A 23569-nucleotide genomic window follows, 5' to 3' on the forward strand; every position below is an offset into this window, starting at 1 on the left:
TCCGGCACACATACAGGGTACGAAGTTGCACTGTGCGACCGACAGCACTTTTTCAGCGGCTGTGTCATCAAAGAGCCGCGCTGCCGGGCTTGCGTTCAACAGCAGTCAAGCTGGCCCGCACCACAGGCCAGCTTGATTCAGAAGTGCTCCTCCTGCCTTATTCCTGAGGGCGGGTCACACCCTCCCCTCTCCTTTTCACCTGAGAATCTTGGCCAGGGCTTCAAGCCGCTTCAGGTCTGTCAGGGGACCGGTGGACGCCTCCTGCGGGTCCAGGGGATAAGTGTTGACTGGCAATTTGGCCTGCGCCAGCAGGGTGTCAGTCATGTTGCGCGGAACGAGCTGACCACCCGTTTTGGCGCGCAGCAACACCACCCGGTCGGCCTTGAGGGTCAGCAGCGCCTCGGGGATGACCACCTTGAACACGGTGTTGGCGTCCATCCCGGCTGGCACGCTCAGTTTCAGGCCCAGTTGCCGCAGCGTCCCCGAGAAGCTGAACTTCTCGCCCAGGGCCATGACGCTGGTCGGCTCGAACATGACCAGCAGCGCCGTGTTGGGCCGGGCCAGGACAGGGGCGAGCTTGCCGCGCAGTTCGGTGACCCGGCGGTCAAAGGTCTGGATAGAGCGCTCAGCCGTCTGGGTGCGGCCAAAGACACGGCCGAGTTTTTTCAGGGCTGGGCGCCACCCCGCGTCCGTCGCGTCGAAATCGAAGGCCGGGGTAGGGACAATTTTGCTGAGGGCCGCGTAATTCGCCTTCGAGTCGGGGAGCCCGGCCAACGAGTACATGATGATGAGGTCAGGCTTGGCCGCCAGCACCGCCTCAAAGAGCGGGAGAACGGCATGGTCCAGGACAGGCCCGTCGGTCGGCCACCGCTCCCTCCCCCGGCCTCCCCTAGAGCGAGACCCGCTGGGGTTCAGTTTCAGCCTGACAGCGGGATTCCGTGAACCCCTCTTCACTTCGATTCAGCCGCTGGCGGTGGCAGTCACTGGGTCTGCTGCGCCGCCTGGCCTGCCTGCTCAGTGCTGAGGGCATCTCTCAGGCGGCCTCCAAATCTCTCTAGATCAGGCAGTTGCCGGGCCGACAGTGCGCGCCGCCGAGGCGGTTTGCTGCGCCTGCCACTCGAAGCCCTCGGCCTCATCCAGCCGGAACGCAGCGCGGGCGGCGGCGGCCGCCTGGATAAACCACGCCGACGCCTGTGTGGGCGACTCCCCGGAAGCCCAGTGCCCGGCAATGCGCGGCGCGCTGCCATGATGACGCTCCAGGGTGCGGGCCGCGCTGCGGTGCAGCAACCGGCGAATGCTGGCCGGAATACCTGCCGCCACCGCCTGAAGCAGGAGGTCGTGGCTAAACCGTTCCCCCTGCATAATCTGCCGCCCTTCCAGTTCTTCCCAGGCGGCCGCCACGTCCAGCAAGGGCAGGCCCAGCATCTCGCCAATCAGGTCTACCGTGAAATCCTGTTGCAACACGCTTGCGGCGCGGGCCACATGCAGGGCCCGTTCGGACAGCTGCTCCAGGCGGCGCATCAGCACCTCCTGAATCAGGGGGGGCAGCGGCAGGGGGCCTGCATCGTCGGCACCGGCCTCCAGCAGATACCGCACCGCCTCCTGCACAAACTGGGGATAACCTCCTGCCAGTTGCGTGATAGCCGCGATGCGCGGTTCCAATTCCGGCACACCCAGGCTGTGCACCAGCCGCCGAGTGTCGGCCTCATCCAGGGGGCCCAGTTCGATATGAATGGCCTGACCGCCCTGAACCACTCCCTGCAACATGGTTTTCTGGGGCAGAGGCAGCTCGCCGGCCCGGAAGGCGACAATGCCCGGCGGCCCGGTCTGGCCTTCGGCCAGCGGATAGGTGCGGGAGGCAAACGCCGCCCCGAAGTCCGAGGTCGCCTTGTCGCAGTACTGCCAGTCGTCCTGAACGATCACCGACGCGCCCTGGGTCGTCAGGACGATGGCGTCCCCCATGGCGGTATAGAACCTCAGGCGCGCCTCCTCATCCACGATCGGCGGGGGTGGGCCGCCGGGACCGGCGCATTCGGGCAGCAGCCGGGACAGCTCCTGCTGAACATAACCCGGCAGCTCAACGTCGGGCGCGGCCCGCAGGTAGGTGCGCAGGATGCGCGAAAGGGTGCTGTACGGCACCGTCAGGTCGCCGGGACGGCCGTCCAGCCACACATGTGAACCTTTGGCCTGCACGAAATCCTGAAGCAGTCGGCTTTTGCCCACGCCGGGCTCGCCAGAAATAAAGATAATCTGCCCCTTGGCCCAGGCCGCTTCCATGCGCGCCCAGGCCTCTTCCCGGCCAATCAGCACCGGGGGGCGGGACACCGACAGGGGCAGCGGCGACGGCAAAGCGTCTCCGGGCGGGGCAGGCGCCAGGCGACCAAGTTCTTCGGCCAGGCGGTGCGTTTCGGCCGAGGGGGCGCTGCCGAATTCCCGCTCAATGGCGGTCACGCAGCGCTGGTACGTTCGCAGGGCCGCTGCCCGGTCGCCATTGAGGTAATGCAGCCGCATCAGCGTCCGGTAGGCGTCCTCTGACACAGGATCGGTGTGCAGCCAGAGTTCAGCCCATTCCAGCGCGCGCCGCAGATCACCCTGCTCCTGCTCGCGGGTTACGGCCCGGCGCACCTGCTCCACCGCCAGCTGCATCAGCCGCTCACGCCACACCTCAATCCAGGCCACGAGGTCGGCGCCGAGTTCAAAATCCAGACCGTCCAGCAGGGTCAGGGCTGATGCGAAGGTGGGTGGGTCTTGGCCAGGCTCCGGGTGCAGCAGGGGCCCCACGTCCAGCTGAACGCCCGGCGCCAGGTCAATGTCCCTGCCCACCAAGAGCAGGCCTGCCCCGCTGATCGCCTGAATGCGGCGCAGGGCGTGGACGAGGTTGTTGCGGGCCACGCTTTCCAGAACGTCCGGCCACATCATGGACGCCAGCCGCGCCCGTGCCGTCCGGCCCTCCAGAGCCACAAAGGCGAGAATGAGCAGCAGGCGCGGCGGACACTCGGCTTTCTGGCCATCAGGGCGAGTGACCTGGGGCCGGCCCAGCAAAGCCAGCTGCCAGGGCGCGTCCATCCTTACAGACATGCCCCGATGATACGGGATCGTGCCCCGTGGTCCCGGAAGATTGTCAGTGATCCGTACGCCGGATCGCTTCCATTAACGATGAACGCCGAGCGGACTGACAAAGCGGCGCAGCAGACTCGGAGAGCTTCGCAGAAGAGCGAGAAGGAGCAAAAGCGGGTTCGAGGGGTGGGTGTTACACATCGGTTCTTTCCCGATGGGTCAACGAAACAGCTGGAATCCGTATGCAGTCACCACAGAGCGCCACAACACGCTCCGGAACAGTTCAGGGAAGCGCAGAGAACGAAACGAATGAGAGGGGCCGGTTACCGAAGGGCTTTCTGCGTTTCTTCGGCTCTGGGACGAGGGGCGGCGCGGGCCAGGTGCGATCAGTGGGACCAGGCTGCAATAAGCCCTTGAAGGTTGAGAAGGCAAGATTCGCCCGGCAAGGACTGGCGGATGACACGCCGATGATGGCGCCCAGCAAGCGCCGCTTCCAGGGGCCCAGCCGCGCCAAAGACGCCTCTGCCGGGACTCGCCGCGCCAATCCCCATCATCAGGCCGTGTGAAACGGCGGAAAAGCCCATCACGCCGCTGTCATCCACCCAGGCCTAAGGTGCAGGGGTCAGCCGAACAGCCCTTCCGGGCGCCGGCCCAGGAGGCTTCCCTATGAACCGAATCCTAACCCGCTCCATCTTCGCGTCGGCCCTCACGCTCGGCCTGTGCACGTCCGCCCACGCCACCCAGGCCGTCCGGGGCTTTATTACTGGCACCGTGGTCAACCAGGCCGGCGCGCCACTGCCCAACGTCGAGGTGGTGGCCGACAACACGCTGGGTTACAACAGCAATCTGATCACCCGCACCGACGCCCAGGGCCACTACAAGATCAGCGTCAATGGCATGCCCACCACCTTTAAGGTCAGTGCGAAAACGACCCTGAAATACAAAGGCGCCCAGATTCCAATCTCGCTGAGTGCCAAAGGACAGGCTGTGGTGCCGGGCAATGTCGGCGGGGTCGTAGACTTCGTCCTGAAACCCGACACGTCCACGCCCTACGGCAATCTGGGCCTCGTGACTGTGCAGATGGGTGTTGGCGTCTCCAGCCTGGTCGATTACAACAAGGTGGTGCTGACCCTCACACCTGTGGGCAAGTTGGCCGACGGCAGCAGCGGAAAACCACTGGTGGTCCGGCCGGTGCATCTGGCCGGCTGGTTCGTGGTGAACGTCATGTACGGCACCTACAAGGTCACGGCCACTGAAAATGGTCAGCCGCTGGAGGTGCGCCAGAAGGGCGACGGCACCATTCTGCGCGAGTGGGGCAGCAGCTTCACCGGCGACTTCATCAAGGACATGTGGGCGCCCAATCCCGCCCTGAACGTCGAAATCCGGCACCCCGAGACAGCCACGGTGCCCGATGCCCGCCCATCAGCCAACAGCTCGGCCGCCAGCTCCAGCACGGCCAGTTCCAGTTCGTCCGGGGGCCCGACCATTTCCGGCACGCTGCGGGCCGACACCGACCTGAAGGGCGCCGTAGTGTTCGCCTGTGTGCCGGCAGGCCACGGCGGCGAGGACTGCGACGAAGGCTTCACCCGTTTTGTGACTGTCAAGGGGTCCGGACAGCAGGTGAGTTACGTTCTGAACAACCTTTCGCCGGGCCTCGAATACCGCCTGGTGGCGTGGCTGGATCAGGACGGCGACGGCGACGTGAGTGACGGCGACCTGCTGGGCCTCCTGAACGACAGCGACGATACCGTCATGGCTCCGGTCAAAAACGCCGACATCACCCTGAAACCCACGAACTGAAAGCCGCGCCCAGAGCCAGTCAGAGACAAACCCCTGAGTGGCGCTTGAGCCTCGGTGGTGGCGCTTTCTCGCCGCCAGTCCAGCGGAGGATGGCTGTCACCTCTCGCCTCTTCGCATCCCACTGGGGCTCTCCCAGGAGGTTCTTATGAATACACCAACCCACGCCGTGGTGGTGGGGGCCAGTGTGGCTGGCCTGCTCAGCGCCCGCGTTCTTTCCAGTCATTTTGACCAGGTGACCCTCATTGAGCGCGACCTATTGACCGACCAAGTCGGCGCCCGCAAGGGGGTCCCTCAGGGCCAACACACCCACGGGCTCCTCGCCGGCGGCCTGCGGGCAATGGCGGACCTGTTCCCCGGCCTGGAAGCCGAATTGACCCAGGCCGGCGCCGTCAGCAGCGACCTGATTGGAGACACCGTCACCGTCCAGGGGGGCGTGCGGCGCCCCCGCGTTCACAGTGGCATTGGGCTGCTGTGCCTCAGCCGCCCGCTGCTGGAAGCTACGATTCGCCGCCGGGTGCTGGCGCTCCCGAATGTCACGCTCTGTGACGGCCTGAGCTTCCTGGGGTATACCCTCAGCGCCGACGGGCAGGCCACCGTCGGTGTTCAGTGTCAAACGGGCAGCGGGGAGGAACTTCAGCTTCCGGCCCAGCTGGTCGTGGACGCCACTGGGCGTGGGTCGCGCACCCCGGCCTGGCTGGAGAGCCATGGCTTCGCGGCGCCGGCCGAGACGCAGCTGCCCATCAACCTGCGCTACGTGACCCGTGAATATGCTCGGCAGCCCGGTGACCTGGGCGGCGCCAACGCCTTTGCGGTGCTGCCTCAGCCGCCCCACGAGTACACGCTGGGCTCGGCGGCAGCCGTCGAGGGCGACCGCTGGCTGGTGATGCAAGGCGGCTGGCTGGGCCACCACCCACCGCAGGATGAGGCCGGCTTTCTGTCGTTTGCTGCCGGCCTGGCTGCTCCTGAGTTTCATGCCTTCCTGTCCACTGCCCGGCCGCTCAGTGGCTTTTCGACCTATACCTTCAAAGCCAATGTCCGCCGACACTACGAGCGGCTGACCCGTTTTCCGGCGGGCCTGCTGGTCGTGGGCGACGCGTGGTGCAGCTTTAATCCGGTGTACGGCCAGGGGATGACGGTGGCCGCGCTGGAAGCCCTGGCTCTTGAGCGTGTGCTGGCCGGCAGAAGGGGCAGTACGCCGCTAGGGCTGACCTATTTCAAGGCGGCCCGCCGCATTGTGGAGCTGGCGTGGTCTATGGCGGCCAACGCCGACCTGGCCTACCCCGAGGTGCCGGGGCCACGGCCAGCGCTCATCAAGGCGATGAACTGGTACATGGGCCACTTCCAGCGCGCCAGCCTTCACGATTCCAGCCTGGCCACGGCGCTGTTTGAGGTGGCCCACCTGCTTCGGCCGCCGTCTGCACTGGTCTCGCCCGGCACCCTCCTGCGCGTGAGCCGCGCCGCACGCCAGCACCGAACAGAGCAAGCGGCACTGTCTGTCCCCGCCTGACCCGCATAATTCACAGAGCGCCCAGCCCGACGGTTGGGCGCTTTGTGCAGTTGAGACGGTAACTGGATGAAAGGGCGCTACGCCCAGGGGACTGATCAGCCTTGATGAGCTTTGCTGACGCCTTTTCCTACTGTTTTCGAGAAGTCAGCGCTAAACGCTAGAAGGCCTGCTGAGATGCCTTTCAGCACAGGGGGCAGCTCTGATGAACAGCTGCTCAATAGTTGCTTACAACCGCTTGGGGGACTTTGTTGGCAGCGGTTTAACACTGGTGAACTGATTAGGGGCAGCGGGAAAAAGGCAAACACCGGGCCAGGCGTACGTGAACCGACACCCTTCCGTTTGAGAGACAGGAGAAGCAAAACTAACAACAGAAGTCAGGGCAGGAGAGGACCATCCTCGTGCCCTGACTTGGATTTCACCTGCATTCCAGCACGCCAAACGCGGCCCCGATCAATGCCCTACATCGAAGATGGTTTCGCCAGTCACGAAACTCCAGCGGGCATTAATGGCCTTCGCGCTCTCGCCAATCTTGACCTGGCCGATGGGCAGCTTTTCCCCAACATTGATGCCGATAGACGATTTGACTTCGCCGACCATGCCGTAATCCTTGATCCCGTCGCGCGTGGCGGACACATAGGCCCCCACCGCCGCCTTGACCCCAAGTCCAGCCACCTCCTTCAGGCTGCCGCCGCCTTGAAGGCCGATGATCACCGTCGTTTTCCACTTCTCGGCCGACATATCCAGCTCTGCTTTGACAAAGGAGGTCAGCAGGCCAGAAGGCGCCACTTTCAGCGAGACCTTATCGCAGCTGAAGCCCGCATCCACCACGCCCAGCGACACCGATGTGGTGAAGAGGCCCACCAGGGGCTTACACACGTCTGGCGGCGGCACCTTTAGGGGTGCGGCCACTGGCACCGAGTCAGCCGCTCCACCAGAGCCTTCGACACAACCACTCTCAAAACTTTTGACGTCATGCGCCCAGAGCCGGGCGGCATTGACCAGCATGCCAAACCGGCCCGTGGCCTCAATTTCTGCCTGCAGCGCCGCGCGCTGATGCCACAGAGGGTCGCTGTAATTGGCAGCCAGGGCCGTTTCGTAGAGGTAGTCCGCCTTGGCCGCAGCGGCGAGGTCATGGGCATAGGCGTGCATAGCGCTGCGCCAGCGTTCATGGGCGCCCTGCAACTGGGGCACACACAGGCTGCGAAAGACCTCTTCGTCGCCGTGGGCTTTGTCGATGATGACGGCAATGGAGCAGCCGCCTTCGCAGTGCCAGAAGTCGCCCCAGATGCGGGCCACCTCGTCCCCTGTGCGGTCCTGACGGGTGTCCAGCGCCCGCAGCTCTGGCTCGGCGCGCGAGGCGATGAGCGCTAACCAGATCGCCTTCTGTCTCGCCTGGGTCGCCGGCAGAGCTTCCCCCCGGTTGCGCAGTTGCAGCTCGACCGCTTCCTGCCGCCGAACCAGCGCCAGTCCCCGCTCACTCAGTTCCTCGTCAAGCGCTACGTAACGGTCCAGCAGCTGCACCGCCTGGGCCGGGGTCTGCGCAATCTTCAGGTCAGGGAGCGTGATGCTCTGGCCACGCGTCATGTCGAAGACCTGGCGGGCTGGCCGGCGGCTCTCGATCTGCCCAGCACTGGCCGGCGTGGGCTGGCTGGTTGAAGGCCCAGGGCCTGACGAGGTCGGCAGTTCCTGGCCTGCACCCGTGCCTGGGGCGCGGCGCGCACTGCGGCGCATCACCTGCACCGCGTCGGCGGTTTTGCCCTGACACAGCAGAGCGTGGGCCAGCAACTGGCCCGCTTCCGTCAGGGTGGGCTGCAGGGCCAGGGCCTGACGCAGCACCTTGTCAGCCTCGGCAAATCGCCCCAGCTTGACCAGGGCGCCGCCCCGGTTGTTCAGCGCGACCGCCTGCACCGAAATTCCCATGGCCCCGCCAGGCGCAATGCCTTGCCGCTCGGCCTGCGCCAGTACGGCCAGGGCCTCGGCGGGTAGATTCACCGTGACCAGCGCCCCGGCCAGGTTGACCAGGGTATCGGCGTTCTTGGGCTCCAGGGTGTGGGCCGTCAGCAGGCCTGCCAGCGCCGCTTCCGGGCGACCCGCAAGGGTAGCCTGCAGCGCAAAGGCGCTCGCCCGCCCTGCCGACTTCCCCTCTTGACTGGCCGCCAGGGCCCGGACCCCCGCCGCCTCATGCTGACCCAGCCAGGTCTGCGTGTTCTTCAGGGCCTGGGCCAGGGTCAAGGGCGCTGCGCTGGGCCGGGGCGCTGCCGGCGGCGGGACGTTCTGGCCGGAGGCTTTGAGCTGATTAAGGGTCTGCTGCAAGGCCACCCTCGCGGGGTCATCCTTGGCCATGCCGGCGAGGGTCTCCTGCAAGGTCTGAACCGCCGGGTTCAGCGCCGCCTGCACGTCGGCCCCCGTGACCACCGGGCAGACCCACAGACGGTCGCGGTCTAGTTGCTCGCGCTGCTGGGCCGCAGGTGGGAGGGGCAGGGCGTCGCCCCAGAATTGACCGTAAAGGTCAGGCGACGCCTGCGCAGACCCCAGAGACAGCAGCAGGGGCACAGCTGACCGGAGGATCATCGGCCCCAGGTAACGCGAAGCGGTGGGCGGAACCAGCACGCTGGCCAGCACGGAACGAATAGACATGTGAATAGCTCCTGGGATGCAGGCGGAGGCCCACCCTTTTCCCACGTTCTGGTGCGGCGTGAGAGAGGCTGGGCCTTCAAGGCTTAGAGAGGGGCTGGGGGCGGGCGCAGTTCAGGGAGTGGGATCGTCGTTGTGCGGCCGGAGCTGAAGGTTCATGACCGGGTTGGGGGCCCACATGTCCTTGGTAAAGCCGCCAGTAAAGCTGCTGTGCCATTCGTACAGCTCTCCGCCGTCAAACTTCTTGCGGACGTCCAGGGGGACGCCGTTTTCGGTGGCGGTGACCGTATAGGTGCCGTACATCACGTTGATGACGTACCAGCTCCACAGGTGGGTTGGCTTGACCTTGAACGACACGCCGCTGCTGCCGTCGGCCAGCGTCCCAACCGAGTTGACCGTCAGTTCGACCTTGGACAGATCGACGAAGTACCCAGCGCCGTTTTCTACCTGAATCATGCCCAGGTTGCCGTACTGAGAAGTCCCAGGCTTGAGCGTGAAGTTTACGACGCCGCCCACGTTGCCAGGCACCACCGTCTCGCCGTCGGGCACCAGATCCACTTGCGGGTTATAGGGCGGGTAGTTCAGCGTGATTTTGGCGCTGACTTTGAAGGTGGTGGGCATGCCGTTCACGCTGATCTTGTAGCGGCCATCAGCATCCGTGTGGGTAATGAGGTTGCTGTTATAGGCCAGCGTGTTGTCGGCCACCACCTCTGCATTGACCACAGGCTGCCCATACTGGTTGACAATCCGGCCCGTGATGAAGCCCTGTGCCGTGGTGTCGCCGGGAGGCGGCGGAACGGGATCACCGGGTGTGGGGTTGGGACCAGGCGTGGGATCAGGGCCAGGGGTGGGGTTGGGTATGGGGCCGGGGTCACCCGGCAGGGGCACCGGGTCGGGCGGCACCACGCCTCCACCTGCGGGTGATGTCGAGCAGGCGCCGAGAACCAGAGACAGCAGCAGAGAAGTAACAGTCAGTGATCGGAACATGGGTCTTCCTCCTTCAGAAGCCGCTGGGGCTTCCTCTTGAAAAAGACTTTAGAAATTGAGTGGTGGCATGGGGATGATGCCCTCAGCAGAGGTCAAATCGGGAACGACCCAGCCACGGCGACTCAGCAACTCAGCCTTCAAAAGAGCGTCCCCGGCGGGCTTTTCGCATGTTGTGCCCAGTTGGGGAGCGTCAGGAGCTACTGATGGTGCAGCTTTCCAGACCGTGTGACCTCGCCCAACTTTGCCCCAGGCGCACAGCTGGCCGCTGTCATGCAAATGCCATCTTGGGGTTTTGGTCGTTGGGAGGGTGTCAGGACCAGCCCAAAAAGCTGCAGCAGGCCGCTCCGGCTTCCCAACGTCCCGGCCTGCGCCTCCACAGGAAAACCCAAGTGACGTTGCGATTACAACCGCAAAGTGACGTGACCAAGAGGATTCATGGCCGACTCACCTGATCGATGGCCTGTAGCACCACGTCGGCGACCCGCTTTGAGACGGCCGAGCCCGGACTGGTGTACACATCCACAAAAGCGTGCCCCAGAAATGCGCTTCCAGGTTGAGCCGCCGGCACAGTGTGGTCGTTGGCCGCCAGCACAGGAAAAATGAGGCGAAGAGCGCCAATCACGAGGTCTGCCTGCGTTGACACGTATGGGCCATTCGCCGGGGAATGCCCATTGGGAACAGCAATTCCAGCCACCGCAAAGTGCTGGGTCGGCACACCGCGCCGCTCAAGTTCACGGTTCACCACCTCGGCGTACAGATTGCCCTGACTGTGCGCGACCAGCACGACGCGCAGACCCCGGCGGAGATAAGCCTCGACACCGTCGGTCAACTGCCGAGCATTGTCGTCCATGTACGTGGAGTTCGCTGCGCGGTCCTTCAGGCGCAGCGTCGTCTGAACGAGAGACCCCAGGTAGGCTTCAACGTACTGCCGCGTCATGTCAGCGACCTCGTCAACTGTGGGCAGGACAGGTCTGGCTTTGGGGAGCAGGCTGCCTGGATTGGTCAGGGCGGTCATCCAGCCGCCGACTGTGGTGGGCAGCTGATCTGTGGTCTGAGCCCTGAGTTTCGCCTCCAGAAGGGAAGTAGCGACCGCTGAAAGTGCCGCCGGTTCTCCGTAGGTGCCGGCGAACAGGGCGGCGCCCAGATCATGCTCGCCAAATTTCTGCCGGAAGACCTCCACAAGGTCCAGGAGCCCTTCGGTGGGGTTGTAGTTCAGCGCGTACAGGAGGCGCTGTGGCCCCGCCGTCTCTCCCAGAAGCCGCCGCAGGGCCAGCATGCTCTTCAGCGCCGTTTCCTCAGTGGTCAGAATCCCGTTCTGGAAGATCACAAGCGTGCACTGCCCGCTGGCGCAGTCGTCTTCGCTGATCGGGTAGAGCGGAAGAAACTGCGGCCCGGCCTTTTGCACAGCTGCGGCATAAGCGTCCAGTCGCGCGCCTGTATTCACCGTCCGACTTCTTACCTCCCGTGTCCACTCCGCCCAGTTCTTGTTGCCACTGCGAACCAGAGAGAGCACCGGGCTGCTGTCCAGCGAAACCTGAGGTGGCTGTCCTGTCACCAGACGCTGAAGACTGCGCGCGTAGTCCTGAACAGCCTGCCGCTCAGGCGACGCCGCTGGCGTATGTTCTGCGATATACGCATCGACATCATCCCGAATGCCGTTGCCGTCGTGATCAGCACCGGCCAGACCAGCGCCGTGCGCCCAGCAGGACAGAAGAGTGCCTAGACAGAGAAATCGGAAACCTGAAAGCCACATGCTCCGACGGTAGGAAAAGCAGCGTGACGCCTGAGTGACATCGCCCGACCTGGGCTCTGTCAGCAGGAACGGGCCCCGCACAGCTGCACGGCCCTCCCCTGTCACTGGTGTGTCACTCTCTCACCTCTACTGTCGCCTCATGAACAAGGTGATCTGGACGACCCTGCTGACCCTCGCCCTCCTGAATCCATGTCAATCGGCCCAGGCCGCGGCGGCGCCGACGACACAGAAACCGGCCGTACAGGGGACAGTGCCGCTGGCGGGCCTGAACGCGACGCTCCAGCAGCCCTATACCCTCGGCAAGAGCAGTCCGCTCAATTTCACCCTGACAAAGGCCACTTTTAGCGTCTCGCGCGTGATCGTTGGGAACGAGGTCTTTACCCCGAAGGCCGATCAAAAGTTGCTGGTCCTGACCTTCCGCGTGGCCAATCCCCAGAAGAAAGACGTGTACTTTGACTCACGGTCCTTCACCTTCACGGCGGTCGACGCCCAGAACATCAACCGCCCCTCGGTGCGCAGCGTGGGCCTGGCTTCCACCGGCGAACTGGTGGGTTTGCAGCTCAAGCCTTCTCAGGTTCTGGAGTTCGTGACGGCCATCATGGTGCCCGCAGCGGGCGTGGTGCCCAAGCTGATCGTGGAACACGAAGCCGGCACTGGCGTGCTGCGCTACGATCTGCGCCGGGTGACTAACCCACTGGCCGCGCCTTACGCCGATCCTGCCGATGCCAGTGGGGCCAGCGCGTTGGGGGCCGTGCCGGCCAAGGTGGGCCAGAACTACCCCCTGGAGAGCTTTGACCTGCGGCTGGAAACGACGGCCCTCAGCACCGAAGTGCTGGATGGCCGCGCTCCACGCAGTGGACACCGCTACGTTGTGGCCACCGTGGTGCTCAAGAACCAAGCGCCGCAGGAGCGCTACCTGGGTTTGCAAACCCTGATGCCCGAAATTCTGGACGCCGACGGAGAGCGGCTGCGCTACCTCACGGTCCTTAAAGCCAGAGGCGAGGGGGGACCAGGCCTGAAACTTGCTCCTGGCGCAGAGTACCGGGCGCGCTACGTGTTTGAAGTGCCGGACGGCACCCCTCTGCAGACTCTCGTCTTTCAGGAAGGCTACAGCCACACCCTGCTGTTTGACGTGAGTGCTTTGAAGTAACGGCCTGCCTGTAAGGACTTGGGAGGTTGAGGCCAGTCCAGAGTCGATGCTTAGGGCCTCTGCTCTGGACCGGCCTTCATACGCATGGCGTTGCACAGCTTGCCGAAATTGCGGCAGCAGAGTTTCCCACTCTGCTGTCTGGTTTCATTTGACGGAGGCTGACCAGCTCACTCGGGGAGTGTTTACAACCACCGAGATAGCCTTGAGCCAGGGTAGGTCTGGCCAGATAGCTTGGAAACAGATTCGAGTCTGTTGACTGGTCTGCCTTCGATTTAACCAACAGGATGCGAACTGCTTCTGCCAGGGCAGTTGAGCAGAAGGGCTGCCCAGCATTGTTCTGGCAACAGTCTTGAAAGCGGCCGAGGGTGAGCCTTGGCCGCTTTGATCTTGAGTCGGCAACTTGTTACAACGCGGCTTAAGAGGGGCTTGGGCGAAACGCCGCGCCCCATCACCCCACACTCTTAATCTTCGGAAACCACCTCGTAGGGCATGCTCTCCATCTCGCCCGCCGGGTCAGTGGCCAGCCGGGCCATTCGGTGCTGGTCCACCCAGACCCCCTCCCAGTGCAGGGCCTGACGTTCCAACCCTTCATCTATAAAGCCGCATTTGTGATACACCCGGCGCGCACGCGGGTTAAAGGCGTAGACCCCGAGGCTGATGCGGTGAAGGTCCAGGTGGTCAAACCCGTAGCGCACCACCGCCTGCGTCGCTTCGCTGCCGTAGCCCTGACCAAAGACTTCAGAACTACTCAGGCCGATGCGAAAATTCATGCTGCGGTTCCCCGCATCTAGATCGTTCAGCACGGCTTCTCCCAGGTAAAGGCCGTCAGAGAGCCGCAGAATGGCCCAGTCGGCGCGGTTCTCCGCACCCTGAACTGCGGTCAGAAACTGCGACACCTGGTCGGCGGTGAACTGAGTGGCCGTCCCTGTTAACCGCATGGCTTCAGGGTCTTGCAAGCTGGCCATGACCTGATTGAGGTAGGAGGGGCCGAGGGGCCGCAGAAGAAGGCGGGGTGTACGGAGGGAAGGGAGAGCCGCCAGCAGGGAAGAGAGATCGGTCATGCCCAGAGCCTGACAGGCTGGGAATGACCAGGAAGTGACATGTGCAAGGTCAATCTTCGCCGTGCGCTTCATGACTCGCCTGAGGTACGCCGCGAATGGGCCGCTCCAGGCAGACTGTTGTAGCTCGCCATTGCCCACACCCTTCCACGTGACACCAAATTCAGCGCGGCTTGCTCTGGCGTTCAGTTGACAGAACCAGCGAGCCTTCCTCCAGAGCGGGGTCCGCATTCACGCCCAGTTCACACAGGCTCCCCGCGCCCTTCACGGCGCTGACCGTACCTTCTGAGCACGCGAGAAGGCCACCTGGCCCCGCGAAAGGAGCTCTCTCAATGGATATTTTTGTCAACAACGCCCCCGCTCAGGCTGTTCCTCAGACCTACCTCCCCCTGCAAAGTGTGCCCTACGGGTATGGCCCCCTGTCGGTGCCACGCCACGACGGCCCACCCGGCTTCCTGCTGGTGGCCCTGGGGATAGGCGCTTTTCTCTTTTTGAGGCGCCGACGCCTGCACCGCTTTGGTGGCCCCGGCCAGATGCCCGAGGAGGTTCGCCACCTGCGCGAGACCTTCCGCCAGGGCCGAAGCCGCTTCGTGACCGATCAGGCGCAGCAGATTGCCCGCGAGCGCTACGCCAAAGGCGAGATCAACGCCGACGAGTATGAGGCCCTGCGCCGTACCCTGAGCGGTGAGCACAAGCCTGGCCAGTCCGGGCAACCTGAGGCCGAGGGAGATCTGAAACTCTGACGGCGGAGGCCGGCGAGACGGACAGGACGCAGCACCCAGTTCAGCTCGTCACGCCCCGCCGCAGGCTGCCCGGCTCTGGTGAACAATAGGACTCCTGATGAGCACGATTCTGATCGTGGAAGACGAGGCGCGTCTGGCCGACATTCTGGACGGCTATCTGCGCCGCGAGGGCTTCCACACCGAAAGGGCTGCCACCGGGCGCCGCGCACTGGAACTGTGGCGCGCGGCCCGCCCAGCGCTGATTCTGCTGGACCTGATGCTGCCGGAACTGGATGGGCTGGAGGTGGCGCGGCGGGTGCGCGCCGAATCGAACGTGCCGATCATCATGCTCACCGCACGAGACGAGGAAATTGACCGCCTGCTGGGCCTGGGCATTGGCGCCGACGATTATGTGGTCAAACCGTACAGCCCGCGCGAGGTGGTGGCGCGTGTCAAAGCGGTGCTGCGCCGGGCGAGCGCGGCCACCGACATGAGCGGCACCCTGCACGCGGGCCCGCTGACCGTGGACCCCGCCGCCTTCCGGGTCACCCTGCACGGCACCGACCTGGACGTGACCGCCGCCGAGGTCCGGCTGCTGGCCCTGCTAGCGCGGGAAGCGGGCGTGGTGCGCTCACGCGCCGAGCTTCTGGCGGCGCTGGGGGGACTGGAGCGCGGCACCGATGAGCGCACAGTCGACGCCCACGTCAAGAATCTGCGGCGCAAATTTGGGGCCGACGCCGGGCTGCTCGACACTGTGCGTGGCGTGGGCTACCGCTTATGGCTGGCCTGAGCAAGGGCACCGGGGGATGCACGGCACCGGCAACCTTACAGTGGCAGACCGGAGGCGCGGGGTAATGCGCCGCCGTTCCTCCGGTCTGCCCCCCAGCTTCCAGCGCCGCCTGGGGCGCAAGGGGCGCCGGCCCTGGGGCCTGCGGGCGCGGCTGGGCCGGGCCTTTGCCCTGACTGCGCTGCTGGCCGTGGTCCTGACCACCAGTATGACGGTCGGCACCACCCTGCGCGTGCTGGCCGACTTCCGGCCCGACACCGCCGCGCCCCTGACCACCGCCGAATGGGACCTGCTGGTCCGCAATGCCGGGCACACCATCATGGGCGGCGCGGTGCGGGCAGCGCTGGTGAGCACGCTGCTCTCCACCGTGGTGGCGGCGCTGGTGACGCGGCAACTCACCTGGCCGCTGCGCCGCCTGGCCGACGCCGCGCAGCGTCTTCAGGCTGGCGCGCGGGACGTGGCCCTGCCCATGCCCCCCCGGCAGGACGAGGTGGGGGCCGTGACGCGGGCCTTTAATGACCTCACCCTGAGCCTGGCGCGGCAGGAAGCGTGGCGGCGCGGGCTGGTGGCCGACATTGCCCACGACCTGCGCACCCCGCTGGCCGTGCTGCGTTCAGAGATTGAGGCGATGCAGGACGGCGTGCAGCCCGTGGACAGCGCCGCCCTGGCGCGGCTGCACGGCGAGGTGCTGCTGCTGGCCCGGCTGGTCACGGACCTGCGCCTGCTGTCCCTGGCTGAAAGCGGCGCCCTGACCCTGAAGCCAGAGGTGGTTGACGCCGGTGAAGTGCTGCGTACGCTTGCCGACACCTACGCCCGCCAGGCGGCTGACGTGGGCGTCACCCTCACTGTTCAAACGGGCGGCCCTGTGCCCGTGCAGGCTGACCCCGACCGGCTGCGCCAGACCCTTCAGAACCTGCTGGACAATGCCCTGCGTTATGCCGCGCCGGGCCCGGTGGAACTTCGGGCAGCCCTTCAAGGCGGGCAGGGGCTACTGAGCGTGCGCGACCACGGCCCCGGATTTTCCCCCAGCGCCCTGTCGCGCGCCTTCGAGCGCTTTTACCGCGCCGACGCAAGCCGCACCCGGGACCCACAGGGCCGCGCCAGCAGCGGCCTGGGCCTGGCGATTGCCCGCGCCCTGACCGACGCTCAGGGTGGGCAGCTGGACGCCCGCAACCATCCAGAGGGCGGCGCAGAATTTACGGTGCGCTTGCCCGGCGCCTGACCTCAGCGCCGCTTTCGTTTCGGCCCAGCAGGCGGTTGCCTGACGGGTGTGCGCGGGCGTAGTCGTCACCAGGGTTGTGCAGCGCGCAGGTGTCCAGCGACAGACACCCGCAGGAAATGCAGCTGCTCAGGTCGCTGCGCAGGCGCTGAAGTGCGGCGATGCGTTCGTCCAGTTCGGCCTGCCAGCGCGCCGCCAGCACCTCCCAGTCGGCCGCCGTGGGCACGCGCCCGCCGGGCAGGGTGGCCAGAGCCGCGCGAATCTCGGCCAGCGACACCCCCACCCGCGCCGCCGCACGAATAAACGCCAGGCGGCGCAGGGTGTCGCGGGCATAGCGCCGCTGGCCACCACCCGTGCGCGTGCTGGCAATCAGCCCCTCGCGTTCGTAGTGGTGCAGCGCGCTCACGGCCAGGCCGCTGCGGGCCGACACTTCAGCTGGGGTGAGTACAGTCAAAGCAGGTCACCTCTTGACCTCAAGTGTACTTGAGGTTCTAGGGTAGAGGCATGACCCTTTCTGTTCCTGCGGCGACAGCCTCTCTGCGGCGCCTGCGCCTGAACGGCCCTGGGCCGCCTTCCCAGGCCAGGCACGGCCTCATACATCTGCCGTGGGCCAGACCCGAGGGGACCACGCCACGACCGGAATCCACCTTGCACCTCCTGTCCCCATTCGGAAGTCATCCGGCAGAACGCTGGATGATTTTCCTCGTCAAATGGGCACCGAGCCGCTTCAAGCGTGGCCCACGCACGTCGCCGCAAGGCTGGACCGCTCATTCTGCGAACTTCCAGCTTGTTTCCGATGGTCAACTGTGAGCCACTCTGTTGCCCTGTCGCCTACCCTTCACCTGCGGCTGGCGCGGCCCAGCCGGAATCTGGCCGCCGCACAGCACTTCTATCAGGACGGCCTGGGCCTCCAGGTGCTGTGGCAGAGCCAAGGAGACGGGTTTGCCGACCTGCTCATGCTGGGTCTGCCGGGCGCAGTCTGGCATCTAGAATTGACGCACGCACGCGGCCAGACTGTGACGCCCACCCCGACCGCCGAGGATCTGCTGGTGCTGTACCTGGATGGGCCCGTGCCAGCGGAGGTCATTCAGTGCCTGGAGCAGTGTGGAGGTCAGCGCGTGGCCGCTCTGAATCCCTACTGGGACGAGTGGAGCGTCACGGTACAGGACCCCGACGGCTACCGGCTGGTGCTGTGTACCCGGTCATGGCCGAAGCTGCCTTCGACAACCTGATACAACCTCAGGCATGAGGTTTGTCGCCCTGCTGCACGCCGTGAATCTAGGCCAGACCCGCAAGGTCAGCATGGCCGAACTGCGTACCCTCCTGGGTACGTTGGGCCTGACCGGCGTGCAGACCTACATTCAGAGTGGCAACGCGCTGTTCGACGCCGATCCGGACCCCCACCTGGGCCAGAACCTGGAAGCGGCTCTGGGCGCCCACTTCGGCTTCACCATTCCCGTGACCCTGCGAACGGCCGAAGACTGGCGGCAGGCCGCGCAGCACTGTCCCGCCGACCTGCTGACGGAGCCGGTCAGCGTGGCGTTTCTGGCACGTGGGCCCCAACCGGACGCCGTGGCCACCTTACAGGCGCGCGACGTGACCCCCGAACGCTGGGCCCTGATAGGCGCGCAGGTGTACCAGACGGTGCCCGAAGGTACGCGGAACCTGCGGTTGTCCCAGGCCGTGCTGACCCGTGTGCTGGGGGTGCCGTGTACCGTCCGCAACTGGCGCACCGTGCAGGCCATCGCCGGGCGGCTGTGAACTCAGCCCCGCGCCTGAAGACGGCCCTCCTGGGCGCAGCGCCACTGGTGTTCGTGCTGCTGTGGAGCACCGGCTTTCTGGGCACCAAGGGCGCGGCCCGCAACGCCGACCCATTTGCGTTTCTGAGCGTGCGGTTCGTGCTCGCGGCCCTGCTGATGGCGCTGCTGACCGCTGCGCTGCGGGCCCCCTGGCCCACGCCGGCCCAGGCCCGGCGCGCGGCGGTCACGGGCCTGCTGCTGCACGCCGGCTACTTGGGCGGCGTCACGGTGGCCATCCATCTAGGGCTGCCAGCGGGCGTTACCAGTGTGCTGGTGGGCCTGCAACCCCTGCTGACGGCGCTGCTGTCGGCGCCGGTGCTGGGCGAAGTGGTCACGGCGCGGCAATGGAGCGGGCTGGGCCTGGGGTTTGTCGGTGTGCTGCTGGTGGTCGTGGGCCGACCGGTGGGCACCGGGAGCCTCAGCGCCGGCGCGCTACTGGCGGCGGGCATCGCCCTGGCCTGCACCACGGCGGGCACGCTGTACCAGCGCCGGTACGGAGCCGGGATGCCGCTCCTGGGCGGAACTACGGTGCAGTACCTTGCCAGCGCCCTGCTGACGGGGCTGATCCTGCTGGCCCAGGGCGGCGGCACCATTCACTGGAACACGGAATTTATCCTGTCACTGACCTGGCTGGTGCTGGTGCTGTCGGTGGGCGCCATCCTGCTGCTCATGCGCCTGCTGCGCGATCTCCCAGCCGCGCAGGTGGGGAGTCTGTTCTATCTGGTGCCGCCCCTGGCCGTTCTGGAAGCCTTTGTGCTGTACGGCGAGCGGCTGAGCCTGTGGTCGCTGGCCGGGCTGGGGCTGTGCGTGGCAGGTGTGGCACTGGCCGCCACGCAACCCGCGGGCCCCAGGCCGCGTACCCACACGCATGAGTGAACTGCACGGACGCATCGGCGGCCTGACCAATGGCTACGACCTGCATGCCGACTGGGACGGTCAGCGTCTTTCGGGCCGCATTGGTGGGCGCTTTGAAGGCAAGGACATTCACCTGACAGTGCGCGCAGGTGACGTAGATGGCCGCATTGGCGGCACCTTCGCGGGCTTCGATGCTGACGGAGAGGTGACCCCCCAGGCGGTTCATGTGCGTCTGGGCGGCCGCCTTGATGGGGACGACGTGCATCTTCAGATTGGCAGTGGCCAGGTCCACGGCCGGTTTTCTGGCCGTCTGGACGGCAAGGATGTGGTCCTGACTCAGGACGGCGCGCGCCTGCAGGGCCGGATTGGCGGCCGGTTTGAGGGCAAAGATGTGGACCTGAGCGTCAGCGGCGTGCCCCTGGAAGTCGCCGGCCTGGCAGCGGTCTGCGCCTACAAGGCACTGGAAGATCAGCAGGCGCAGAGCGCTGCTTCGTCGGCCTCAACATCCACGACCTGAGGGGAAGCGGGTGACCGCGCACAGAGCCCCTAACTGAAGAAAGATTTGGTCGTCTTGAGGGCGTTGAAGGCAGTCCTCCAGAATGGGGCTGCCTCACCTTACCGCGGCTTTCCGGAAGGTCCGGCGGAGGTCTTGGTGACGGGCGCCGGGGGTAAATAAACCTTTCAACCCGAGCTATCAGCTCCGGGGTATTTCGCGTGTCACGCCGCCCCGGTCCAGCCAACACTCCCCCACAGCACGGTGATGCAGTGTGAACCCGGCGCCCGCTCGCATGCCCAGACAGAGCGAGGAAGAACTGGCAGAGCGTCTCACGCCTCTGCCGCCCACCCCTTGCCACAGCACTTCACTGCGCCCAGAGTCGCCTCAACCAGCGTTTCACCAGCACCCTGACAGGCCCTTCAGGCATCCGAACTCAGGTCAACACTTGTAAACGCTTCTGCAAAGGCGTACCGTATTGCAAAACCTTCTACAGTTTGCACCACTGTTCCCGCCTTAGGTTTCCCCAGGAGCTGCCCATGTCCCTGTGCCCCAAGTTGCGATGGTTGCCCGTAGATGTCCCCGCAGGCCAGGTTGACCGTGAGGCTTGACCGCGCTGAATTCCGCATCGTTTCTCTGCCACTGCTGCAACCCTTCCGGACCAGCTTCGGGGTGGTGAGCGAGAAGACGTTTCTGCTGCTCAGGCTGTTCGGCGAGGGGCTGGAGGGCGCCGCCGAAGGGGTGATGGACGCCCGGCCGCAGTACCGCGAAGAAACCCTGTCGGGGGCACTGGCCCTCCTGCGGGAAACGGTGCTGCCCGAGGTGCTCGGCCGGGACTGGGTCAATCCCGAAGAACTCACGCGCCACCTCTCTTTTCTGCGCGGCAACCGCATGGCGCTGGCCACCGCCGAGATGGCTTTCTGGGATCTGCACGCCCGGAGCCTGGGGCGGCCGCTGTCCGCCCTGCTGGGCGGCGTGCGGGACGCGGTGCCGGTCGGCGTCTCACTGGGGATTCAGCCGAGCGTGCAGGCCACGGTCGAAACAGCACGCGCGCACGCCGAGCGCGGCTACAGGCGGATCAAGCTCAAGATTGAGCCCGGCTGGGACGTTGAGGTCGTGCGGGCCGTGAAGGCCGCCTTACCCGACATGCCAGTCACGGTAGACGCGAACGCCGCCTATACGCCAGCGCACCTCAACACGCTGCTGGAACTGGACGGGCTGGGTCTGGACTATATCGAGCAGCCGCTGGCCTGGAACGACCTACGCGACCACGCCAAACTTCAGGCCCTCATGCGGACCCCGCTGTGCCTGGACGAGTGCATCACCACCGCGCAGGACGCCCGCAAGGCGCTGGAAACCGGGGCCTGCCGCCTCGTGAACATCAAGGTCGGGCGGGTGGGCGGCCACTTGGAAGCGCGGCGGGTGCACGACGTGGCGGCCTCGTTTGGCGCCCCGGTGTGGTGTGGCGGCATGCTCGAAAGCGGGGTCGGGCGCGCCCACAACATCCACCTGGCGACCCTGGAGAACTTCACCAAGCCGGGCGACACCAGTTCCTCCTCACGCTACTGGGCGCGCGACATCATCTGCGAGGCGCTGGAAACCGAGAGTGGCCTGATGCCCGTGCCGCCGGGACCCGGCACCGGGGTCACGCTTGACCTGCCATTTCTGGACAGCGTGACCCGGATGCGGGAGACCGTTACCCCGGCCAGTCCGCAGGTCACGGCCTGGGGGGCGGGATGAGGCCAGGGCGCGAGGGGCCATGCTGACCTATGTGCTGCGCCGCCTGCTGGCACTGCCACTCATTTTGCTGGCGGTGACGTTCCTGATTGTGCTGGTAACGCAGCTTATCCCGCCCGAGCAGCGCGCCGCCTCTTACATCCGCAACCTTGAACAGCTGGCGCGCGTGCAGGACATCATCCGGGTCAACCACCTGGACGGCAACGTGTTCGAGCAGTACGGGATGTGGCTCCAGCAGGTGCTGGCGGGCAACCTGGGCCTTTCGCGCACCAGCGGTCAGCCGGTTCTTGAGACGCTGCTGGCCCGCTTTCCCGCCACCGTGGAACTGGCCCTGTACACCTTTTTCCCGCTGGTCGCGCTGGGCGTCTGGCTGGGCAGCGGGGCGGCGGTGCAGCGGGGCCGGGCGGCCGACACCGCCATCCGCGTGTTTGCCGTGCTGGGTCACAGTGTCCCCAGTTTCGTGCTGGGCGTATGGCTGCTGGTGCTGTTTTACGGCGCACTGGGCCTGCTGACCGGCGAGGTGCGCCGCGTGACCGGACTGGTTACCGTGGACGCGCTGCTTAGCGGGCGGCCCGACGTGTTCTGGGACGCCATTCAGCATCTCGTGCTGCCGGTCTTGACGCTGCTGGTGGTCAGCAGCGCCGCGCTGGTCAAGGGCACCCGCGCCAGCATGATCGAGGCGCTGGGCAGCGATTACATCCGCACCGCGCGGGCCAAAGGGGTTGCCGAGGGCGTGGTGGTCGGCCGGCACGCGCGGCGCAACGCCCTGCTGACCGTGGTGACGCTGATGGCCCTGAGTATTTCGGGGCTGCTGCAAGGCGCGGTGCTGGCCGAAACGCTCTACGGCTACCCCGGCGTGGGCGGCTGGGCGGCGCAGGCCGCGGCGCAGGGCGACCTGCCGGGCATGCTGGGGTTCGCGCTGCTCACCGCGACCATCGTGGTGGTCGCCAACCTGCTGGCCGACCTCGCCTACGCGCTGATTGACCCGCGCGTAAGGTACACATGAGCGGCACTGGACCGGACGTGGCCCGGCTGACCGTGCGCCGCCCAGTGATGGGCACGGACCGGACGGCGCGCACCCGCCGGCGGCACTTTCTGAGCCGCCGCGTGCCCGCGCAGGTTGGGGCGGTCCTGGTGGCCCTGTTTGTGCTGGTGGCGCTGCTGGCCCCGCCGCAAGTCAACTGCCGCCGGGCCCTGGGCATGACGGAGGGGCAGACCTACCCCGGCCCCGCCGCCTACGTGCGCGAGGTCGTGGCGACGCCCGCCGCGTGCCTTCAGATGCCGCGCCAGGGCTTTGCCGCCCAGCCCACGCCGCCTGCCGGGGACGCGCCGCTGGGCCGGGTGAGCGGCTACGACATCCGCTACGGCCTGGTGTGGGGCACGCGCACCGCCTTTTTTCTGGGGCTGACCGTGCTGACCATCACGGTGACCATCGGCAGTCTGGTGGGCGTCGCCGCCGGGTTTTTCGGGGGCGTGACCGACAACCTGCTGATGCGCCTGACCGATATTCTCTTCGCCTTTCCCGCACTGGTGCTGATGCTGGTGCTGGTGGCGGCGCTGGGGCCGGGGCTGGGGAACATCGTGCTGGCGCTGAGCCTGGTGTCATGGGCCGGACTGGCCCGCGTGGTCCGGGCAGAGGTGCTGCGGCTGCGTGAACTGGAGTACGTGGCAGCCGCGCACAGCCTGGGGGCCAGCCCGGCGCGGCTCGCGCTGCGCCACGTCCTGCCCGGCGCCGCCGGCCCGCTGCTGGGCATCGCTGTGCTGGAAATGGGCAGCCTGCCCATCGTGGCGGGGGCCCTCTCGTTTCTGGGCCTGGGCACGCCGCTGGGCTACGCCGACTGGGGCCAGCTGATCGCCCTGGCGCAGAAGTGGATTCAGGGGCCGCCGGGCCAGCCCCTCGCCTACTGGTACGTGACCCTTTTTCCTGGGCTGTGCACCGTGCTGTACAGCATCGGCTGGAACCTCCTGGGCGACGCCCTGGGAGAAGACCTTGACCCGCGCCACGCTTAGC

General features: G+C 66.0%; 21 protein-coding genes. 14 read left to right on the forward strand and 7 right to left on the reverse strand.

The window, feature by feature from the left end; all coding sequences use genetic code 11:
• Positions 1 to 195: 195 nt before the first annotated feature.
• The gene (locus K7W42_RS03120; RefSeq protein WP_224572185.1) at positions 196 to 954 is read right to left on the reverse strand and encodes an ABC transporter substrate-binding protein; all 759 of its coding nucleotides are present in this window, start codon (positions 952 to 954) and stop codon (positions 196 to 198) included.
• Positions 955 to 1059: 105 nt separating this feature from the next.
• A complete protein-coding gene (locus tag K7W42_RS03125; protein WP_224572187.1) occupies positions 1060 to 3078 on the reverse strand; it encodes an ATP-binding protein in 2019 nt (672 codons plus the stop codon).
• A 392-nt stretch (positions 3079 to 3470) separates the two neighbouring features.
• Here K7W42_RS03125 and K7W42_RS03130 point away from each other — a divergent pair, with 392 nt between their 5' ends.
• From K7W42_RS03130 to K7W42_RS03140, 3 genes are all read left to right on the forward strand, one after another.
• Positions 3471 to 3623, forward strand: coding sequence for a hypothetical protein (locus K7W42_RS03130; RefSeq protein ID WP_224572189.1), 153 nt, complete (start codon positions 3471 to 3473; stop codon positions 3621 to 3623).
• Positions 3624 to 3723: 100 nt separating this feature from the next.
• A complete protein-coding gene (locus K7W42_RS03135; protein WP_224572191.1) occupies positions 3724 to 4857 on the forward strand; it encodes a carboxypeptidase-like regulatory domain-containing protein in 1134 nt (377 codons plus the stop codon).
• Positions 4858 to 5002: 145 nt separating this feature from the next.
• Positions 5003 to 6364, forward strand: a complete 1362-nt coding sequence (locus K7W42_RS03140) for an FAD-dependent oxidoreductase (protein ID WP_224572193.1) — start codon at positions 5003 to 5005, stop codon at positions 6362 to 6364.
• A gap of 450 nt (positions 6365 to 6814) precedes the next feature.
• Here K7W42_RS03140 and K7W42_RS03145 read toward each other — a convergent pair whose 3' ends face one another.
• From K7W42_RS03145 to K7W42_RS03155, 3 genes are all read right to left on the reverse strand, one after another.
• Positions 6815 to 9001 carry a tetratricopeptide repeat protein gene (locus tag K7W42_RS03145; RefSeq protein ID WP_224572196.1) on the reverse strand — a complete coding sequence of 729 codons (2187 nt, stop codon included), beginning with the start codon at positions 8999 to 9001 and terminating at the stop codon, positions 6815 to 6817.
• A 111-nt stretch (positions 9002 to 9112) separates the two neighbouring features.
• Entirely contained in the window at positions 9113 to 9985 is an 873-nt protein-coding gene (locus K7W42_RS03150) for a carboxypeptidase-like regulatory domain-containing protein (RefSeq protein ID WP_224572198.1), read from the reverse strand.
• Positions 9986 to 10418: 433 nt separating this feature from the next.
• Positions 10419 to 11738 carry a hypothetical protein gene (locus K7W42_RS03155; protein ID WP_224572200.1) on the reverse strand — a complete coding sequence of 440 codons (1320 nt, stop codon included), beginning with the start codon at positions 11736 to 11738 and terminating at the stop codon, positions 10419 to 10421.
• A gap of 139 nt (positions 11739 to 11877) precedes the next feature.
• On the opposite strand from K7W42_RS03155, the gene K7W42_RS03160 reads away from it, so the two are divergent.
• Positions 11878 to 12888 (forward strand): DUF4352 domain-containing protein, encoded by a 1011-nt coding sequence (locus K7W42_RS03160; RefSeq protein WP_224572202.1) that lies wholly within the window; start codon positions 11878 to 11880, stop codon positions 12886 to 12888.
• Between the two features lie 461 nt (positions 12889 to 13349).
• Here K7W42_RS03160 and K7W42_RS03165 read toward each other — a convergent pair whose 3' ends face one another.
• Positions 13350 to 13949: a GNAT family N-acetyltransferase gene (locus K7W42_RS03165; RefSeq protein ID WP_224572204.1), complete on the reverse strand. Its 600-nt coding sequence runs from the start codon at positions 13947 to 13949 to the stop codon at positions 13350 to 13352.
• A 329-nt stretch (positions 13950 to 14278) separates the two neighbouring features.
• On the opposite strand from K7W42_RS03165, the gene K7W42_RS03170 reads away from it, so the two are divergent.
• From K7W42_RS03170 to K7W42_RS03180, 3 genes are all read left to right on the forward strand, one after another.
• Entirely contained in the window at positions 14279 to 14689 is a 411-nt protein-coding gene (locus tag K7W42_RS03170) for an SHOCT domain-containing protein (RefSeq protein WP_224572206.1), read from the forward strand.
• Positions 14690 to 14786: 97 nt separating this feature from the next.
• Positions 14787 to 15458, forward strand: coding sequence for a response regulator (locus K7W42_RS03175; protein ID WP_224572209.1), 672 nt, complete (start codon positions 14787 to 14789; stop codon positions 15456 to 15458).
• A 64-nt stretch (positions 15459 to 15522) separates the two neighbouring features.
• Positions 15523 to 16677 (forward strand): sensor histidine kinase, encoded by a 1155-nt coding sequence (locus K7W42_RS03180; RefSeq protein WP_157459142.1) that lies wholly within the window; start codon positions 15523 to 15525, stop codon positions 16675 to 16677.
• Here the strand turns inward: K7W42_RS03180 and soxR are convergent.
• A complete protein-coding gene (gene soxR / locus K7W42_RS03185) occupies positions 16652 to 17128 on the reverse strand; it encodes a redox-sensitive transcriptional activator SoxR (RefSeq protein WP_224572210.1) in 477 nt (158 codons plus the stop codon). The genes K7W42_RS03180 and soxR overlap by 26 nt on opposite strands.
• 352 nt (positions 17129 to 17480) lie before the next feature.
• Here soxR and K7W42_RS03190 point away from each other — a divergent pair, with 352 nt between their 5' ends.
• The 7 genes from K7W42_RS03190 (at position 17481) to K7W42_RS03220 (ending at position 23568) form a co-directional block, all read left to right on the forward strand.
• Positions 17481 to 17906 (forward strand): VOC family protein, encoded by a 426-nt coding sequence (locus K7W42_RS03190; RefSeq protein WP_224572212.1) that lies wholly within the window; start codon positions 17481 to 17483, stop codon positions 17904 to 17906.
• A 13-nt stretch (positions 17907 to 17919) separates the two neighbouring features.
• Positions 17920 to 18435 carry a DUF1697 domain-containing protein gene (locus K7W42_RS03195; RefSeq protein ID WP_224572214.1) on the forward strand — a complete coding sequence of 172 codons (516 nt, stop codon included), beginning with the start codon at positions 17920 to 17922 and terminating at the stop codon, positions 18433 to 18435.
• Positions 18432 to 19349 carry a DMT family transporter gene (locus K7W42_RS03200; RefSeq protein WP_224572216.1) on the forward strand — a complete coding sequence of 306 codons (918 nt, stop codon included), beginning with the start codon at positions 18432 to 18434 and terminating at the stop codon, positions 19347 to 19349. Before K7W42_RS03195 ends, K7W42_RS03200 begins: the two co-directional genes overlap by 4 nt.
• Positions 19342 to 19845, forward strand: a complete 504-nt coding sequence (locus tag K7W42_RS03205) for a hypothetical protein (RefSeq protein WP_224572218.1) — start codon at positions 19342 to 19344, stop codon at positions 19843 to 19845. Before K7W42_RS03200 ends, K7W42_RS03205 begins: the two co-directional genes overlap by 8 nt.
• A gap of 576 nt (positions 19846 to 20421) precedes the next feature.
• A complete protein-coding gene (gene menC, locus K7W42_RS03210; protein ID WP_224572220.1) occupies positions 20422 to 21561 on the forward strand; it encodes an o-succinylbenzoate synthase in 1140 nt (379 codons plus the stop codon).
• A 19-nt stretch (positions 21562 to 21580) separates the two neighbouring features.
• Positions 21581 to 22564 (forward strand): ABC transporter permease, encoded by a 984-nt coding sequence (locus K7W42_RS03215; protein WP_224572222.1) that lies wholly within the window; start codon positions 21581 to 21583, stop codon positions 22562 to 22564.
• Positions 22561 to 23568, forward strand: coding sequence for an ABC transporter permease (locus tag K7W42_RS03220; RefSeq protein WP_224572224.1), 1008 nt, complete (start codon positions 22561 to 22563; stop codon positions 23566 to 23568). The genes K7W42_RS03215 and K7W42_RS03220 overlap by 4 nt, the downstream gene beginning before the upstream one ends.
• The last annotated feature ends 1 nt before the right edge of the window (position 23569 follow it).

Source organism: Deinococcus betulae, assembly GCF_020166395.1.
Classification (GTDB): domain Bacteria; phylum Deinococcota; class Deinococci; order Deinococcales; family Deinococcaceae; genus Deinococcus; species Deinococcus betulae.

What these genes read in the sequence shown, in the direction of transcription:
- K7W42_RS03195 (WP_224572214.1), top strand. Translation starts at nt 17,920, where the DNA reads ATGAGGTTTGTCGCCCTGCTGCACGCCGTGAATCTAGGCCAGACCCGC.
- K7W42_RS03150 (WP_224572198.1), bottom strand. Translation starts at nt 9,985, where the DNA reads ATGTTCCGATCACTGACTGTTACTTCTCTGCTGCTGTCTCTGGTTCTC.
- K7W42_RS03180 (WP_157459142.1), top strand. Translation starts at nt 15,523, where the DNA reads ATGCGCCGCCGTTCCTCCGGTCTGCCCCCCAGCTTCCAGCGCCGCCTG.
- K7W42_RS03140 (WP_224572193.1), top strand. Translation starts at nt 5,003, where the DNA reads ATGAATACACCAACCCACGCCGTGGTGGTGGGGGCCAGTGTGGCTGGC.
- K7W42_RS03205 (WP_224572218.1), top strand. Translation starts at nt 19,342, where the DNA reads ATGAGTGAACTGCACGGACGCATCGGCGGCCTGACCAATGGCTACGAC.
- K7W42_RS03220 (WP_224572224.1), top strand. Translation starts at nt 22,561, where the DNA reads ATGAGCGGCACTGGACCGGACGTGGCCCGGCTGACCGTGCGCCGCCCA.
- K7W42_RS03175 (WP_224572209.1), top strand. Translation starts at nt 14,787, where the DNA reads ATGAGCACGATTCTGATCGTGGAAGACGAGGCGCGTCTGGCCGACATT.
- K7W42_RS03155 (WP_224572200.1), bottom strand. Translation starts at nt 11,738, where the DNA reads ATGTGGCTTTCAGGTTTCCGATTTCTCTGTCTAGGCACTCTTCTGTCC.
- K7W42_RS03165 (WP_224572204.1), bottom strand. Translation starts at nt 13,949, where the DNA reads ATGACCGATCTCTCTTCCCTGCTGGCGGCTCTCCCTTCCCTCCGTACA.
- K7W42_RS03145 (WP_224572196.1), bottom strand. Translation starts at nt 9,001, where the DNA reads ATGTCTATTCGTTCCGTGCTGGCCAGCGTGCTGGTTCCGCCCACCGCT.
- K7W42_RS03170 (WP_224572206.1), top strand. Translation starts at nt 14,279, where the DNA reads ATGGATATTTTTGTCAACAACGCCCCCGCTCAGGCTGTTCCTCAGACC.
- K7W42_RS03125 (WP_224572187.1), bottom strand. Translation starts at nt 3,078, where the DNA reads ATGTCTGTAAGGATGGACGCGCCCTGGCAGCTGGCTTTGCTGGGCCGG.
- K7W42_RS03160 (WP_224572202.1), top strand. Translation starts at nt 11,878, where the DNA reads ATGAACAAGGTGATCTGGACGACCCTGCTGACCCTCGCCCTCCTGAAT.
- K7W42_RS03135 (WP_224572191.1), top strand. Translation starts at nt 3,724, where the DNA reads ATGAACCGAATCCTAACCCGCTCCATCTTCGCGTCGGCCCTCACGCTC.
- K7W42_RS03215 (WP_224572222.1), top strand. Translation starts at nt 21,581, where the DNA reads ATGCTGACCTATGTGCTGCGCCGCCTGCTGGCACTGCCACTCATTTTG.